The 15,070-nt window shown below is 32.3% G+C and carries 11 protein-coding genes; all 11 read right to left on the bottom strand.

Annotated features, from left to right (window positions below; translation table 11 throughout):
* Nucleotides 1–534: 534 nt before the first annotated feature.
* Nucleotides 535–1,863, bottom strand: coding sequence for a 23S rRNA (uracil(1939)-C(5))-methyltransferase RlmD (gene rlmD / locus KJ971_00865; GenBank protein MBU1144392.1), 1,329 nt, complete (start codon nucleotides 1,861–1,863; stop codon nucleotides 535–537).
* Between the two features lie 71 nt (nucleotides 1,864–1,934).
* Nucleotides 1,935–2,732, bottom strand: a complete 798-nt coding sequence (locus tag KJ971_00860; GenBank protein MBU1144391.1) for an SDR family oxidoreductase — start codon at nucleotides 2,730–2,732, stop codon at nucleotides 1,935–1,937.
* Nucleotides 2,725–3,948, bottom strand: a complete 1,224-nt coding sequence (locus tag KJ971_00855; GenBank protein ID MBU1144390.1) for an aminotransferase class I/II-fold pyridoxal phosphate-dependent enzyme — start codon at nucleotides 3,946–3,948, stop codon at nucleotides 2,725–2,727. The genes KJ971_00860 and KJ971_00855 overlap by 8 nt, the downstream gene beginning before the upstream one ends.
* A gap of 22 nt (nucleotides 3,949–3,970) precedes the next feature.
* Nucleotides 3,971–4,753, bottom strand: a complete 783-nt coding sequence (locus tag KJ971_00850; protein ID MBU1144389.1) for a hypothetical protein — start codon at nucleotides 4,751–4,753, stop codon at nucleotides 3,971–3,973.
* Between the two features lie 144 nt (nucleotides 4,754–4,897).
* Nucleotides 4,898–7,120 (bottom strand): ATP-binding cassette domain-containing protein, encoded by a 2,223-nt coding sequence (locus KJ971_00845; protein ID MBU1144388.1) that lies wholly within the window; start codon nucleotides 7,118–7,120, stop codon nucleotides 4,898–4,900.
* Entirely contained in the window at nucleotides 7,120–7,749 is a 630-nt protein-coding gene (locus KJ971_00840; GenBank protein ID MBU1144387.1) for a TetR/AcrR family transcriptional regulator, read from the bottom strand. Before KJ971_00840 ends, KJ971_00845 begins: the two co-directional genes overlap by 1 nt.
* A gap of 189 nt (nucleotides 7,750–7,938) precedes the next feature.
* Nucleotides 7,939–8,583 carry a cyclodeaminase/cyclohydrolase family protein gene (locus tag KJ971_00835; GenBank protein MBU1144386.1) on the bottom strand — a complete coding sequence of 215 codons (645 nt, stop codon included), beginning with the start codon at nucleotides 8,581–8,583 and terminating at the stop codon, nucleotides 7,939–7,941.
* Nucleotides 8,583–9,848, bottom strand: a complete 1,266-nt coding sequence (gene hutI / locus KJ971_00830; GenBank protein MBU1144385.1) for an imidazolonepropionase — start codon at nucleotides 9,846–9,848, stop codon at nucleotides 8,583–8,585. The genes KJ971_00835 and hutI overlap by 1 nt, the downstream gene beginning before the upstream one ends.
* Nucleotides 9,849–9,859: 11 nt before the next feature.
* The gene (ftcD, locus tag KJ971_00825) at nucleotides 9,860–10,822 is read right to left on the bottom strand and encodes a glutamate formimidoyltransferase (GenBank protein ID MBU1144384.1); all 963 of its coding nucleotides are present in this window, start codon (nucleotides 10,820–10,822) and stop codon (nucleotides 9,860–9,862) included.
* Nucleotide 10,823: 1 nt separating this feature from the next.
* The gene (locus KJ971_00820) at nucleotides 10,824–12,848 is read right to left on the bottom strand and encodes a urocanate hydratase (protein ID MBU1144383.1); all 2,025 of its coding nucleotides are present in this window, start codon (nucleotides 12,846–12,848) and stop codon (nucleotides 10,824–10,826) included.
* A gap of 2 nt (nucleotides 12,849–12,850) precedes the next feature.
* Entirely contained in the window at nucleotides 12,851–14,371 is a 1,521-nt protein-coding gene (hutH, locus tag KJ971_00815) for a histidine ammonia-lyase (GenBank protein MBU1144382.1), read from the bottom strand.
* Nucleotides 14,372–15,070: the final 699 nt, after the last annotated feature.

Raw genomic sequence — 15,070 nt, 5'->3', positions numbered from 1 at the left:
TCGGACCAAGAAAACCATATACTTCACCTTTTTTAACTTCAAACGATATATCGAAAACACCTCTATTGAACCCAAAATCTTTTGTAAGATTTTTCACTTCTATCATTTGTATATTCTCCTGTTATCCTATTTTTGTTTGAACTTCATTGTTATCACTAAAACTTTCATGACTATTATATCATCAAGATGTTACATTTGCAACACTTGTAACTTTTGTAACTTTTAGTTAGGTTATTTTGCTGTATTAACTAAATTTGCAACAGGTACTTATCACAATGAAAAGTACGATAAGATTATGAATTATAAGGTTGTTATTATCTAATTTTTTTTGAAATAAAATATGTTGCGTAAGACAACCATTCGGACAAAAAAGGCGATTTTTCACCAAAAAATATGTTCCCACAATGGACGAAATTTGCACACATAGACAAAAAAAGCCATCGGATACCTATGAAGGTCATCTGATGGCTGATTTTTATTAAGTTGGGTTAAAAATAGAGTGCTGTCAAGTATGTATCAAGTATATAACAAGTGCTATTTTAATGAAAGCAACGTGATAGACTCTACATGGTTTGTTTGTGGAAACATATCTATTGGTTGAACTTGGCGAAGTGAGTATCCAAACCCTACGAGTATTTTTAAATCTCTCGCTAATGTTTCTGGATCGCAGGATATATACAAGAACTTTTTCGGTTTAATAATTTTAACGCTATCTAAAAAAGCTTGATTTAAACCAAGACGAGGAGGATCTACAATAATTGTATCAATACTCGTTTTTTCATATGCTAATTTAGAAAGATACACTGGTGCATCGTCTTGATTAAATCTAACATTATACGCTTTGTTCAATTTGGCGTTTTGTATGGAATTCTTAACCGCTTCTTTACTGATTTCTACTGCTAATACTTTTTTGACATGGTCACTAAAAATAATCCCTATTGTTCCAACACCCGAATAAGCGTCCAAAACAACATCATCAAGAGTCGGTTTAACAAGTTCTAATGCTTTCTTATAGAGTAATTCCGTTTGTTTTGTATTCACTTGGTAGAATGTTCTAGAAGAAAGTATAAATGTTTTTCCTAAAATAATATCTAAAATAGTTCCTTTGCCATAAAGAATTCTCTCAAAATCTCCAAGAACAACGGATGTTGCCCTTGAATTTACATTTTGTACAATCGTTGTGATTTCAGGATGAGCCTCTCGTAAAGCTTTGATGAAATTATTTCTTCCGGGAAACATTTCTTGTGCAGTAACAATCACAACTAAGATTTGTTTTGTGGAAGAACTTGCTCGAACTAGAATATGGCGAATTAGCCCCGTTTTCTTGTCTTCATCATATGGATGAATTTTGTGTTGTTGCATAATGTTCTTACAAGTCTTTATAATTGTATTTGCCGTGTCAACTTGTATAACACACTGATCAATATTTATAATGGAATGAGTGTTTTCTTCATAAAATCCACTCATAACTTTTTTGTTTTTATCGGAAATAACCATCTGACTTTTGTTGCGGTAAAAAAACGGATCTTTCATACCTATACAAGGCAAACACACAGAAGAATCCAAAGAATATTGTTCTAGATATTCTTTTACTAAATTTGTTTTAAGTTCAACTTGTTGAAGATATGGAATGTGTTGTAGTTGGCAGCCTCCGCATTCGTTAAATTTAGAACACTTCGCTTTAACACGGTCATCAGATGTTTTGATGAACTTTTCTACTTTCCCAAAACCATTTTGAAAGATTGTAATTTCTGCTTTTTCAAAAGGCAAAAGATTAGCAATTGTAAAAGTTCGATTATTATCCAAAACAAGCCCATATCCATGACGATCTAGTTTAATACATTCATAAATATCTTTTTTCATAATATCACCATCTTTATTCTTATATTATAACTCGATTTCCTAAAAAAAAAGCAAATAGCTATGCTTTTTGCTTATTTTGCATACATTTGGTAAAGTAACCAATTAACAAATCTCTTTGGTAAAATTCTTTTTAAAAATACAAATAATTTGTATTCAAATCCAACTGTTACACTTACTGGCATTGATTTTCGTTTCATTAATTTGTAGATGACTTTGGTAACACTACTTGCCGGTTTTCCATTTTCTTCATCTTTTTCCATCTTTTCAATGGAGCGTTTAATTCGATCCTTGTAGAGTTCATCTTGAATCACTTTTGGTTGAATACGGTTTTTAGTAAAACCTGTTTTTGTATCGCCTGGCAAAACTGTAGTAACATCAATACAAAATGGTTTAAGTTCCATTCTTAAGCACTCAGAAAACATGCCAATGCTAGCTTTTGTCATGGAATAAAACGCTTGAAAAGGAATGGATAGTTCACCTGCAACAGAACCAATATTGATAATTTTTGCGCGTTTAGATTTTCTTAATAACGGGATAGCAGCTTGTGTAAGTAAGAATACTCCAACCACATTTACTTGGAAGATGGAATTAACTTCTTCCAAAGAAGTATGTTCAATCGCTCCACTTATTCCCATTCCTGCACAATTAATTAATACATCTATTGTATCTGTAGATTTTTCAATTTCTTTTATTGTTTTATCAATCATTTCTTGATTGGTTATATCACATAGTATATATTCAAAATCATATTTCTCTTTTGGATAATTACGAGAAATTCCAATGACTTTATAACCTAATTTGTGTAAATAAGAAGCTGTATCAAATCCAATACCACTTGAAGCACCTGTAATAACTACAAAGTTACTCATATGATTTGTGTAAAAAATCCATTAACTCATCTTCTGCTTCTGGTAAGCTTTGTAACACATCTGCAATGATTCCAACCGCTTCATCCATCAATGCTTTTGTATGAGTTGAAGTATAACTTGTTCGAATTAGACATTCGCCTTCAGGTGTTGCTGGTGGTAAAACTGGATTTACATAAACTCCTCTATCATATAACAATTTACACGCAACAAGCGTTCTTAATTGCGAGTAAGTATAAATAGGAATAATTGGTGCTATAGAATGACTTGCAATTTCTAAGCCTTTACTAATAAGTAATTCTTTAACATACTTTGCAATTTCAAGTAAAGCTTTTGGCCTTTCTGGTTCTGCCTTTAAAATTCTTAATGCTTCTAAAGCAGTAGCTGCATTAGCCGGTGTAATAGCTGCACAGAAAATAAAAGGTCTGGATTTATGCTTTACATATTCGACTACATGTCGATCTGCAACCATATATCCTCCTAAACTAGCAAGGGATTTAGAAAAAGTACCCATGATAATGTCTACATCATCTTCTAATCCAAAATACTCTGCAGTTCCTCGTCCAGTAGCTCCTAACACTCCAAATCCATGAGCATCATCGACCATAACTCTTGCATCATATATTTTTGCAAGTTTAACAATTTCTGGTAACATACACAAATCACCTGACATACTGAAAACACCATCGGTGACAATAAGTTTTCCTTTACTTGGATCTGCCTCTTTTAATTGAAGTTCTAAATCTGCCATATCATTATGTTGGTATCGAATCATTTTAGCATAACTTAACCTTGCTCCATCATAAATACTAGCATGATTTTCTCGATCACAGAAAATTAAGTCATTACGACCAGCAATGGCAGAAATGATTCCAAGATTGGTTTGAAATCCTGTTGAGAAGGTAACACAGGCTTCTTTATGTAAAAATTCGGCTAATTCATTTTCAAGTATAATATGTGTTGTTAATGTTCCGTTTAAGAAACGAGACCCCGATACACCAGAACCAAACTCTTGTAGAGCTTTAATTCCGGCTTGAATTACTCTTTCGTCACCAGTAAGTCCTAAATAATTATTAGAACCAATCATTATTTTTCTGTGACCTTCCATCGTAACTTCAATATCTTGTTTTGTTTCTAATGCATGAAAATAAGGATAAATCCCTATTCCTTTATATTCATCAACTGTTGTAAATTCAACACATTTTTTAAATAGATCCATGTTTTTCCCCCATTAATCCTTTTTATTCTTCGCTTACTATATTTCCGTGATAAATTACAACATCGTCATCTAATAAAAAAGCCTCTAAATGATTTTCAAAAAATGTTTCATCAATTTCAGATAATAAATCATATGCAATATTGTTTAATACGATTGGATCAAGTTCTTCTGAGTTTGCCATTTCAGCAAGAGCAGCTGCTGTATTATTGAAATCAATTCCATAATCAAAATCATCTTCTTCATGATTGTGATTGCATTCGCATTCTTCATCATCTTTACAATCACACTCTTCATCTTCTTTGCATTTACATTCTTCATCATCTTTACAATCACACTCGTGATTGTTTTCTTCTTCAAACTCTTCACTTACGAAAGTTGCAAGTCCGATTCCGACTTCCATTCTTGGAAAATCATTATCTGCTAATGCTTGATTATAAAGATCTAACATCGTGTTAATCATAACAGTATCTTCGAATAGATTCATCAATACGTCTCCATCAGGCGTAAATCCGGTGGATTTAACGTAAAACTCTCCAGATTCAACAACTATATTTTCGGGGTCTTTTTTTAATAAAACCATTGTTTCTAATAAAAATGATTCTACTAGCATTGCTGCTTTTTGATTTGCATTTTGACCATAAAAATCATCTATATTTTTGACAAGAACATAAATATCGCTATAAAGTTCTTCGTATTCGAACTCGTCATATTCTTCAATCATCTCATTTTCGAGTGGATAATCTGAAGGTTGGCCAACATTTGTTGAAGCCAAAATCTTTTCAATTTTTTCTTTAATTTCGTTCAATTTTTTTACCCCTTTTTCTAAATTCATTTTGGTGATATTATATCACATTTTATATTTTTTGTATATAAAAATTCGTTCTCTAAAAATATCATAAAATCCCTTAAAATCAATAAAAAATCAGCTGATTTCTCAACTGATGTTTACTTATTCTGTTCTCAAGGCAATAACAGGGTCTTTTTTCGAAGCCATTCTTGCAGGAATTAGTCCTGCAACAAACGCTAGTGTAACACTTATAAGGATTAAGAAGAAAGCAGAACTAAATGATAATTTAGCTATATTTGGCATATCTGCAAGATTTTCAATAATTAAATTAATTGGAATAATTAGCAATAAACTAACTCCAATTCCTACAAGGCCTGCAGCTAATCCAATCAGTAAGTTTTCGGTATTGAACACTCTTGATATGTCTTTTTTTCTAGCTCCTAGTGCACGAAGAACACCAATTTCTTTTGTTCTTTCTAACACAGATATATACGTAATAATTCCAATCATGATAGAAGATACCACTAACGATATAGCCGCAAATGCAATTAAAACAATTGATATTGTATCAATAACGCCTTTAACCATTGAAGTAAATGTTGCAGCTTGATCTACAAATTCAATTCTTGCTGGATCGTCATTTTCTAATCCATCATTGTATGCATTTAAATAAGTTTTAACTGCATCTTTGTCATCAAAATTATTTGGATAAAGATAAATACTATTGACTGCTCCTACTTCATCTGGGAAAGTTGTTTCAATATAATCAGTTAAATCTGAAGTATATCCCAAACCATTAAATAGTAAATTTACATTTGACCCATCTTGTAATCTAACAATTCCTGATATTTCAATATCAATTGCAGAGGAAACGTCGCTAGTTAAGATATTATATTCTCCAATAAATAACTTAAAATTGGTTCCAATGATATCGGAAAAATAAAATTCCGTTTGATTTTCAACATCAAAACCGAGTGATAGAAGCGTAGATGTATAGATTCGATTATACTCATCGACAACTAATACAACTTGATAGGCATCATTTCCAGATGTATTATCGGGAAGGTCTCCATAAATTACGTCGTAATTGTTTTGCAAAACATCTCCGTCAGGTAGCAAGGTAAAGAAAGAAGAAATCATTCCAAATTGACTTGCTGGAGAATCGGTTTCATCAGAAACAATCGATTCAGAATACAATGATACATATCCTGAAGCAAAATCTGTTTCTACGTATTTTAATAGCGAGAAATTCATATCTTTTACATACTTAACTCCGGCTATTTTTTCTGGAGCTACATTGGTTACATAATCATTTACGTATGCTATATAATCATCTGTAATTATATTTGTTGTAAAGTAAGCTGCTAATCTATTTTCATCATAGCTAGTAGCAAATTCAACATCAGGATATGGAGTTAAGTCTCCAACTCCTTCTTGCCTTATTTTTTCAAAGTCAAACCTCGATTCAGTAATTGAAATTGGATATCCTGATAGGGTTTCTTTTTCGAAATTACTTATTTCTTGATCTAATCCATTTGATAAAGATAAAATCAACGCAATACCAATGATTCCAATACTTCCTGCAAAAGCGGTTAATAATGTTCTTCCAATTTTTGTTCTTATATTATTTATTGATGATATTACTGCCGTTTTAAAACTCATGGATGTCTTTTTTAGAGTCAAAGCATCTTTTTCTTGATTTGATTCTAAAACTGGGTTTGAGTCGTCAACAACTTTGCCATCTTTTAACTTAATAATTCTAGATGAATATTTATAGGCTAATTCAGAATTATGTGTCACCATTATTACCAGTTTATCTTTTGCAATTTTTTTAATTAATTCTAATATTTGAACACTTGTCACGGAATCCAAAGACCCGGTTGGTTCATCGGCTAGTATGACATCAGGATTATTTGCTAAAGCTCTCGCAATCGCAACTCTTTGAGATTGACCTCCTGAAAGTTGATTTGGTCTTTTGTAAATGTGGTCTTCTAGACCTACTTCAGTCAATACTTCTATTGCTCTTTGCTTTCGTTCCGAGGAACTAACTCCACTTAACGTCATTCCCATTTCAACGTTTTGTAAAACGCTTAAATGCGGAATAAGATTGTGGCTTTGAAAGATGAATCCAATTGAATTGTTTCTGTACATATCCCATTCTTGATCAATGAAATCTTTTGTAGATTTTCCGCTTATAATTAAATCGCCTTTATCATAATGATCCAATCCACCAACAATATTTAGAAGGGTGGTTTTTCCGCAACCTGAAGGTCCTAAGACGGTAACAAATTCCGTTTTTCTAAAATCCAAATCGACGTTATTTAATGCAACTTGTGTAAATGTTCCTACGGTATAGCTTTTACTAATTCCTACTAATTTTAACATTAATTCATTTCCTCTTCTTTCTTGGTATAGCCAATTTTAATGATACTTAAATATTCTTTTAACCTTTTTCTTGATAGTTCTACTGTTTCTGATACCAACATAGCATTATAAAGAACTGTTTTTAAAACAGAAAATACGATATCTACAACCGACTTAATTTTATTTTCATCAGTAAAATAAAATTGGTTTGGATTGAGATATGGAATCATCATCTGTAATTCGTCTTTAATTGGTTGCTGGTGGATACAATTTGAGTTATTATTTTCCATATTTGAGTGAAAATAAATGATAATATTCTTTATAAAATTTTGGTTTTCTTTGTCTTCATATAAATGATAAAAATAATCATGAATTTCAAGAGTTATTTTCTCTAAATCTCCATCAACACTAGGAATAATCTTTAACATGTAGTTTCTTAATGTAATTCGAAAAAATTCTAAGATGTAAGAAATTAAATCATATTTATTTTCAAAATACATATAAAAACTTCCTCTGGAAATGTTTGCCTCTTTGATGATTTGATTGATGGAGGCTTCCGCAAAGGGTACTTTAGAAAATTCCTTTTTTGCTGCTTCTAAAATCTTGTTTTGTTTTGTAATTTGTAAATTGAAAAACGTTTGTGAAGGCATTTTTCCACCTCGATTAAAATACTATATTCATTCTATATGACAAGGTGTCACATGTCAAGAGAAATGACTTGATTATACGAGAATATTACAATTAATTCACGATTTCATCACAAAAAAATAAGAAGGATTTCCCATCTTATTTTTGCTTATTTCATTAGATAATTACATCATAACTGTAATGTAATTTATTTAATCGTTCATCATTTTATAAATTTTATTTAATATCTCTTGCTTTGTTTTTAATGTAGTTAAAAGCAAGTACTCCATTTCATCATTATATATTTTGACAAGTTCTTTATCTTTTAAACCAGGAAGATTGATCTTGACGTTTAGCAAGGCTCCTTCGACGCTTGAGGATAACATTAAGGCTCCAACTCCCAAATCTGAAAGAGCGGATTTGTTTCCATATTGCATGATTAATTCAAGTTTTGTTAAAGCAGCGAAACTCAATTTTGCAACTTTTAAAGGTGTTTCAATTCCTTGAGTGGTTGCGCTTTGAATCGCTATGTTTCTTAAAGCAATTTCATCTTCAGAATTCTTCGGCATTTTATAAGCTAACATCATTTGATTGAATGCCAAAGTATCTTCATCAACAAAACTTAACAGCTTTGTCTTAAACTCTTTTAAATCATCGATGATGTGTTCAAACTCTAATTTTATCGCATCATCTAGTAATTCGTACTTTTTTTTACCTATGGATAAATGTCCAACCATTCGAATCAAAGCAATGCCTAATGTTCCAGCATAAGCACTAACGGACCCGCCACCAGGTGCTGGTTTGGAAGAATCAATTTCTTCAATAAATTCATTTAAATCTAATTTTATAAGGCTCATCATTTATCTCCTTTCACAATGGTTTTATCTCGTACAACTAATTTTCCGTTTTTAAAAACGTCTTGGGTATGGTTCACTCCATAATGATAGATTACATAATCTAAATTGCTTGCTTTCAAAATTGAAAAATCTGCTTGTTTTCCAATTTGAATGGAACCAACATGGTCTGAAAGCCCAAGCCCATAAGCTGGGTTAATCGTAGATGCTGTTAAAATCTCTGAAGGTGTCATTTTAAGTTTATTTCCCGCAAGTTGCATGGTAAACTGAAAGTTTTCACTTGGAGCTGACCCCGGATTATAATCACTTGAAATAGAAACGGCACATCCTTTTTCAATCATTTTCCTTGCAGGAGCATACTCTTTGTTTAGGAAAAACGAAGTGGATGGCAGTAGATTCCCAATCGTTTTTGAAGAAGCTAAAAGATCAATGTCTTGATCTGTAATTGCCATTAAATGATCAATGGAATTTGCTTTTAAATCAAGCGCGAGTTTAGTGCCACCAATCGAAACCATTTCATCTGAATGTAATCTTACTTTAAATCCAAGAGATATTGCTTTATTTAATATTTTACTTGTTTCTTCTAAAGTGAATACATCTTTCTCACAAAACACATCCACAAATTTAGCTAAATCTTTATCTTTAATCGTTTTCATATCTGATAGTACTTGATTAATATAAACCTCTCTCGCTCCTTTAAATTCTTTTGGAAGAGCGTGAGCTCCAAGGTAGGTAGAAATAATGGTAATGGGTTGATCATTATCACATTTTTTAGCAACTTCAAGTTGTAAAACTTCAGTCATTTGATTTAATCCATACCCACTTTTAGCTTCAATCGTTGTCACTCCAAAAAGTAGCATTTCCTTTAAAGAATTCATGGCTTTATCATAAAGCTCTTTAAAAGTGGCATTTCTCGTACTTTCAACCGTACTAAAAATTCCACCTCCTTGAAGAAGAATATCAATGTATGGGACTCCAGCTATTTTTTTGGAAAATTCCGCCTCTCTTGATCCTCCATGAACTAAATGTGTATGCGAATCAATTAAGCCTGGAATAACGATACAATGAAGTGCATCATAAATTTGTGTGCCTTGAGAAAGAAATTTGTCATATGGTCCCTCTCCAAAGCCAATAAATTTGCCATCCTTAATTGCAATGAATGCTTCATTAAAAGTTTGAATCTCGTTCATTTTCATTCCATGAATGGGCGGATGATGAAAGGGAGTATAAAGTGTTCTAATATTTTTTATAATTAGATCTGCATTCATAATATTTTCCTTTACCTAAAAGATTCTATGATTTTTGATTCATTAAAATCACGAAGTTTTAAAAATCGAATTGAATAGGAAACTATCTCAGATAAACTCATATTCTTGTCAAAAGAAAGTTTATTTACTTCAAAATAATATTGAAGTGATTTCAAAAGAGCGTCTTTTGGAAGCAGTCCAACAATCTCTGCGCTTAAGACCTCTATGTGATATCTAGATGCTTCCATTTTTACAACTTCAAAAATACGATAAATCGGATTTTTTTTATAATCAAGGATATTCATCGTTACTTGCACATGATGTTTTTGTTCAAGATAGGCAGGCCCTGCTTGAATATATGCAAACCCTCCACTAGATTTTCTAATAGCTTTTGCAATAGAATTCGCTATTTTTTCATCTTCAGTCTTTAAGTCTATATTATAGGCAATTAAAGGATATCTTGCCCCAATTCCCACAACGCCAAAAGTAGGATGAATTTCAGACTTTCCATAATCAGGAGCCCAAGCATCTTCTTTAATTTTTGTTTTCATTCCTTCAAATTCGCCTTTGCGAATCGTAGGAAGCAAAATCCGATCTTCTTTTTTTGCAGCTTCTGCATACAAAAATGCTGGAATTTGAAATTCTTCACTAATTCTTCTTCCCATTTCGTTTGCAAGCTCAATACATTCTTTCATCGTAACATTTTCAATGGGGATAAATGGAATTACATCTACCGCTCCCATGCGAGGATGTTCTCCAGAATGAATATTTAAATCAATTTCATTGATAACTTTTTTTGTGAATTCCATTAACACATCTATAATAATATCTGGATCAGCTAAAAGCGTAACGACTGTTCGGTTGTAATCAGCATCGGGTTCATAATTGACGAGCAATACGTTTTTTTTATTTCTAAATGTACTTATGATTCTTTCAACTTTATCTAAATCTCGCCCTTCACTAAAATTAGGAACACATTCAACAATTTTTTTCAAATTACTTCCCTCCTTGGATATAATTTTTTCGCACAATTTCAGTAATTTTTTCTTCATCTGTTAAAGAAGGTAACGTAATAAGTGAGTTATTATCCATATCGTTAAACAAATCAGCGGTTTCAATTGCGTGTTCGTTTCGAGCCCAAGCTCTTCTTGACACTCCTGCCATTACATCAAAAAGCAAAGCGTTATTTAAAATTTCATCAACTCTTTCGGATCCATCTAAAACCATACCATATCCGCCATTGATTACTTTGCCTATTCCAACTCCTCCGCCATTATGAAGAGAAACAAGGCTCATTCCTCTGCTTGCATTTCCTAATGCGACATGAGTTGCCATTTCTGCCATAATATTGGAGCCATCTTTAATACTCGCCGTTTCTCTAAAAGGAGAGTCTGTGCCACCTGTATCATGATGATCTCTTCCTAACATAATAGGGCCTATTTCTTGAAGACGAACCATTTCATTAAATTTTAAAGCTATTTTTAAACGTCCATAAGCATCTTGATATAATATTCTTGCTTTTGAACCAACCACTAAATGATTTTTCTTTGCATTCTTAATCCAATTATAATTATCCGCATCTTGAAAACGTCTTTTGGAATCAATGCAAGACATAGCTGCATCATCTGTTTTATCTAAATCAGTTTCTTTTCCACTCAGACAAATCCATCTAAATGGCCCATATCCATAATCAAATAAAACTGGCCCCATAATGTCTTCAACATAACTTGGCCAAATAAAACCATCAAGATCATTTTCGTTGTTTTTACAAATTTCTTGAATTCCAGAATCATAGATTGCTTTTAGAAAACTATTTCCATAATCAAAAAAGTAGGTTCCATTTCCTACCATAATTTGAATGGCTTCAAAATGATTCTTTAAACTTTTATTCACTAAGTTTTCGAAAAGAGGTTTGTCATTTTGAAGAAGAGCTGTTCTTTCTTCAAACGAAATTCCTTGAGGACAATACCCTCCATCATATACAGCATGACAACTAGTTTGGTCGCTTAATAAATCTATGTTTTCCTTGTGATGATTTGCGTATTCTAATAAATCCACAATATTTCCAAAAAATGCTATAGCAAGTGGTACTTTATTGTCTATTGCTATGTGCGCTCTTTCAAAGGCATCTTTTGGTGACAAGGCAACGTAGTGAATCCATCCTTGATTTTTTCTTGTTTCAATTCTAGAATAATCTACTTCAGCAATGATTCCTACTCCACCACAGATTTCAATGGCTTTTCCCTGAGCTCCACTCATTCCACCAAGCCCAGATGAAACAAATAATTTACCTTTCAAATCTTCATTTTCAGGAATATTTAATTTCATTCTGCCTGCATTTAATAGTGTAGAATAGGTTCCGTGAACGATGCCTTGTGGCCCAATATACATCCATCCTCCCGCAGTCATTTGTCCATAATTAGCCACGCCCAATGATGAAGCGCGGTTAAAGTGACGTAAATTGTCGAAAGCACCAATCATAAGTCCATTGGTAATAATCACCCTTGATGAAGCATTGTTTGATGCGAAAAGTCCTAATGGATGGCCTGACATGACAACTAGTGTTTGAGAATTATTCATGATTTCTAAATATTTTTTTACAAGATGATATTGCATCCAATTTTGCATAACTGATCCTGTTTCTCCATATGTTACAAGTTCATATGGATAAAGAGCGATTTCAAAATCAAGGTTGTTATCAATCATGACTTGAAATGCTTTTCCTTCTAAAGTAATTCCAATGTAATCTGAAATAGGTTTTGCATAAATTCTCCCGTTTGGCCTAAACCTATATCCATAAATTTTACCTTTTGTCAAAAGCTCATCTAAAAACTCAGGCATAAGTGTTTCATGCCATTCTTTTGGAATGTATCGCAAGGCATTTTTAAGAGCTAGTTCTGTTTCTTCTTTTGAAAGTAAGAATTCTCTTTTTGGGGCCCTTCTTATTCCTTCTTCAAAATTTGGGTAGATTGGTAATTCTTGAAAGATATCTTTTAACGAAATATTTTTCTTAAAATCCATCTTTATACCCCCTTATGAATACAGTGAAAAAGCGTTCCTTCTTTCAACAAGTTTTCCACTTGATGAATGAATGGATACATAATAGTATCTTCTTCAATAAACGGCACATGTTCTCTAATACAATCATACACCTTTTTTGTGATTTTTCCAAGTTTTGCACACCCTCTTAGTTCAACAGCCTGACAAGCAGTAAATAGTTCCATGGCAATCACTTTTCTTGCATTATCTAAAATGGACTCTGCTTTTCTTGCGCCTATAGTTCCCATTGAAACATGATCTTCTTGATTAGCTGAAGATGGAATACTATCAACACTTGCGGGATGAGATAAAATCTTATTTTCACTTACTAAAGATGCGGCGCTATATTGAACAATCATAAACCCTGAATTTATTCCTGGTTTTTTGACTAAAAAAGGAGGTAATCCATTCGATAAATTAGCATTGACTAATCTTTCAATTCTTCTTTCAGAAATGTTTGCTAATTCGCTAATCGCAATTCCTAAATAATCAAAAGCTAATGCAAGAGGTTGTCCATGAAAATTTCCAGCACTAATTACTTCGTTTGTGTTTGTAAAAACAATCGGATTATCTGTCACTGCATTCATTTCCGTTTCGACAAGTTGTAATACATAGTTAAACGCATCAAGACTCGCTCCGTGCACTTGAGGGGCACAACGAATGGAGTATGCGTCTTGTATTCTTAGTTGACCTTGAGTAGTTATCATTTGACTATCTGTTAATATAAAATTGATGCGTTTTGCGACAGTAATTTGACCAGCGTGTCCTCTTAGCTCATGAATTCTTGGATCAAAAGCGTTGATGATTGCTTGAAGCGCTTCCATAGTTAATGAAAGAGACATCGATGCAGCTTTTTCTAATAAAAAAGCATCATATAAAACCAAAGCACCAACCGATGTCATAGCTTGAGTTCCGTTAATTAAACTAAGGCCTTCTTTGGCTTCAAGTTTAGCGATTGGTTCGATTTTAGCTTTTTTTAATCCTTCTTTAGCTGACATTCTTACGCCTTTATAGAAAACCTCACCAAGTTCAATTAAAGGTAGACTCATGTGAGATAATGGAGCTAAATCTCCACTGGCTCCTAAACTTCCTTTTGTGAATACAACCGGTATCAAATTCTTATTCAAAAATTCGATAAGTTTATCTAAGACTTCTAAACGAATTCCACTATATCCTTTGATAAGAGCATTTACTCTTAAAAGTATCATTCCTCTGACTATTTCTTCAGAAAATGCATCGCCTACACCACAAGCATGACTCATCAAAAGGTTCTTTTGAAGTTTACTTACATCGCATTTGTTAATGGGAAGATCGGATAATTTTCCAAATCCAGTGTTTATCCCATAGATAGGTATATCCTTTTCAATGACTTCTTCGATGTATTTTCTTGCGGAATTTACTTTTTCAATACTCGTTTTTGAAATTTTGACTTTTTCATGAAATCTAGCTACTTTTATGAATTTATCTAAATTTAAATTATTTCCATTTATTTGAATCATTATTATCACCTAGCCTTAATTTTATTATATAATAAAGGGCTAAAAAAAGAAAGCGTTTTCTTTTCAAATAACGGCTATATTTAGCGCTTTATCACGCTAAAGAACAAAAGTGAATAGAATATAGACGATTTAAAATTCAAACGTTTTTGCTTTAAATATATTCTGCGTATTCTTTAAATAAAGATCATTAGTTTGAATTTCTTGTCAAATTTTTATTGATAAATAAAAGTTAGAGGTAGTAACTGTCTCAATCAATAAAAGAAGCTGATATCGACATAATCAATATCAGCTTTATTCATTTTATGATGCACCATCATAGACCCGAACTGAAGGCCCAATGATTAAGAGTCATTTCTATTCAAAATTAGAAAGCGCTAACTATAGAGATTTAGTAGACTTGACAGTATCATTTGACATCCATTATATTTTCTCGATTTCACTAATAAAGACTTAAAAAACTCCTTAAAAACACACTGACTTGCTAATAGTTATTATTATAGCCTATTATATTGAAGTTTAATCATAGAAATAGCCCTCAAAAAGGGCATATTTTATCGTGTAATCTAGCTTAGAGAAAGATTTAACTAAAGACAAGTGGATTTTCAGTCGATTTCAGCTTACAGAGATGTCTATTTCTTTTGATATCTTTGGTTTCTACTTTTTGGAGTATCTAGTAAAGTCATGTTTACTAAACCCAAACTTATT

The organism is Bacillota bacterium, assembly GCA_018818595.1.
Taxonomy (GTDB): domain Bacteria; phylum Bacillota_I; class Bacilli_A; order Izemoplasmatales; family Hujiaoplasmataceae; genus JAHIRM01.
The sequence above is the reverse complement of the archived record's forward strand: the minus strand, read 5'-3'. Positions and strand labels throughout refer to the sequence as shown.